The sequence below is a fragment of the Nocardioides sp. genome (assembly GCF_047606145.1).
GTDB lineage: Bacteria > Actinomycetota > Actinomycetes > Propionibacteriales > Nocardioidaceae > Nocardioides.
Genome location: NZ_JASGET010000001.1, coordinates 1 through 2,837 on the forward strand (window position 1 = coordinate 1; position 2,837 = coordinate 2,837).

The window sequence follows — 2,837 nt, forward strand, 5'->3', positions numbered from 1 at the left end:
AGGACGTCGAGTCCGAGGTAGCGGCGGCCGTCGGCCCATTCGTCGTTCTGCTCAGCCAAGACCGCGCCGACCAGGCGGATGATCGAGCCGCGGTCGGGGAAGATCCCGACCACGTCGGTACGTCGGCGGATCTCGCGGTTGAGCCGCTCGTTGGGGTTGTTGGACCAGATTTGGCGCCACACGGCCTTGGGGAAGGCGGTGAACGCGAGCACGTCGGCGCAGTGTTCGTCGAGGTGGGCGTGGACCTCGGGCAGGGCGGTGGTGGTGTCGAGCAGCTTGTCGTACTGGGCGTGCACGGCGTCGGCGTCGATCTGGTCGAAGACCGAGTGCAGCATCGCCTTGACGCCGCCCCAGGCGTGCTTGGGACAGATCGACATGAGGTTCGCGGTGTAGTGGGTGCGGCAGACTCCCACTGTCAACCTCGGTGCCGTGCCCGACTTCGATTTCGGGCGCAGCGTCGAGCCGCGCGGCGGGCGTGTCCGGCGGCTGGGAGCGTTGATCGGTCAGGCGGTCTGGGAGTGTTCTGCGGCGGTCGTGTGCTTGTCGGGGTCGTAACGGGTGCCGTCGGTCCAGCAGCGCCACAAGATCCGCATCCAGCGGGCTGACAGGCCCCGCAAGGCGCGGTGGTAGCGCTGCCCTCGCTGATCACGCGCGTTGCGGAAAGCGTCCGCGGCCCAGGGTGACTCCTTCATCGAGTTGTAGGCCCACCACATCGCGCTCTCACGTAGCCGGCTGTTGGCGGCGTAACGGAACCGGACGCTGCGCGATCTGCCCGAGGAGCGGGTTACCGGTGCCAGTCCCGCTTCAGCGAGCAGGACCTCGGGTCGGGGATAGCGCTGTCGGTCCTCGCCGATCTCCGCGAGCAGGACCGCGGTGGTGATGGGCCCCACGCCAGGAAAGCTCGCGAAGATGTGGGCATCGGGGTGCTCGGTGACCGCGGCGGCGATCGCATCGTCGAATTCGGCGAGCTGGCTGTTGAGCAGTTGCAGCAAGCGGGTGAAACTCTGCGCTGAGAAGCTCTTCCCGGCCACCGTCCCGGGCGAGCCGGTGAGCAGGTTGGCGCGCATCCGCTCGGCCAGCACCTGCGCGGGCACGCGCCCGGTGTAGTGGTGCCGGGACAGGAAGCCGGCCATCCGAGCGGTCTTGATGCGACCGGCGACCGCCGGTGTCGGGTAGTCGAGCACGAAGGAGAGGGTGATCTGCCGGTCGACCGAGGAGAACAACCGCACCGGTGCGGGATGGTAGGCCTCCAGGATCATCCGCAGCTGGTGCTCGACGGCCTGCTGAGTCTCAAGTAGCCGATCCCGGTCGCGGGTCAGTGCCTTGATCTCAGCCAGGAGCGGGGAGGGGACGCTCAGCGGATGCCAGTGCTGGTGTTCGTGGCGCAGCGTGTCGGCCAGGACGAAGGCGTCGAACCGGTCGTCCTTGATCGAGGCGACCTTGTAGCGCTCTCTGGCTCTGGCAGAGATGCGCGGCGACACCGCGAACAGCGCGTGCCCGTGGGCTTGAAGGTGCTCCACGAGGAGGCCTTCGGATCGCTCGATCGCGATCGGCAACCGGTCACCGAACCGCGCTAGCTCATGCCGCAGATCAGCGAGCCCGACCACGTCGTGGGTCACGCGTCGCTGGGTGAGTCGCTTGCCGGCGTGGTTGACTACGCACAGCTGATGGTGTTCACCGCCCCAGTCGATGCCCGCGAACGCTGGCCAAGATGTTGAACTCATTGCTACCTCCTTCGGGTTCGACCACCTCCTGGGCCGATCCCTCTGGGCGCTCATCCCGGTGCTCCCACATCGCTGCATGGGGCACGACTCCCACTAGCCAGTCAAGATCCTCCACCGTCGGGAGGGACGGGTCTGCCGCTGGACCTGTCCGGTCACGCTGCCAAGGTCCTCTCCCGACGGTGGAGGTGGACCAGCGGGCCTATCCCGCCGCACCCCAGGTTGGCGGATGATCGCTGCCACGACGTCCCGGGCAGGGTCGCGCTGATCGCGGCCATCAGCCCGGCGTGCGCATCGGAAGTGACGAGCTTGACCCCGGACAGGCCGCGGGCGGTGAGGTCGCGGAAGAACGCCAACCAGCCGGCGCCGTCCTCACTGGTGGTGACCTGGACACCGAGGATCTGACGGTGGCCGTCAGCGTCGACGCCAGTGGCGACCAGCGCGTGGACGGGAACGACTCGCCCACCTTCGCGAACCTTGAGCACCAACGCGTCGGCGGCCACGAAGGTGAACGGTCCAGCGTCGTCGAGTCGGCGGGTGCGGAACTCCTCGACGTGGGCGTCGAGCTCCTTGGCCATCTCAGAGACCTGCGACTTCGACAGGGACGTGATGCCCAGCGAGGCCACGAGCTTGTCCATCCGCCGGGTGGAGACACCCAGCAGGTAGCAGGTCGCCACCACGCTGGTCAGTGCACGTTCGGCGCGCTTGCGGCGCTCCAGCAACCACTCGGGAAAGTAGGACCCCTGACGCAGTTTGGGGACCGCGACGTCGATGGTTCCGGCGCGGGTGTCGAAGTCGCGGTGGCGGTAGCCGTTGCGTCGGTTGACCCGCTCCGGAGTGGTGGTGCCGTACTCGGCGCCGCAGACCGCGTCGGCCTCAGCTGAGAGCAGTGTGTTGATGAAGGTGCCGAGCAGCTCGCGCAGCAGATCCGGGCTGGCCTGGGCGAGCTGTTCTTCGAGGAGTTGGGCAGGGTCGATACTGGACCTGACGGTCATCGTTGGTGTCCTTCTTCGAGTCGGATGTGAGAGTTCACTCGAAGGATCACCCGGTGGCCGTCGCCTACTTCGGCAGCGACACGCTCACCGGGATCCGTACACCACTCTGCCGGACGTCACT

General features: G+C 67.4%; 1 protein-coding gene and 2 pseudogenes. All 3 read right to left on the bottom strand.

The features are described from left to right. Window positions 1-410 (bottom strand): annotated as a pseudogene (locus QM638_RS00005) (transposase); the annotation flags it as partial. 93 nt (window positions 411-503) lie between these two features. Beyond that, on the bottom strand, window positions 504-1,724 hold the full coding sequence (locus QM638_RS00010) for an IS110 family transposase (protein ID WP_415139872.1): 1,221 nt from the start codon (window positions 1,722-1,724) through the stop codon (window positions 504-506). 230 nt (window positions 1,725-1,954) lie between these two features. After that, window positions 1,955-2,716: pseudogene (locus tag QM638_RS00015) on the bottom strand (IS256 family transposase); the annotation flags it as partial. Window positions 2,717-2,837 lie beyond the last annotated feature (121 nt).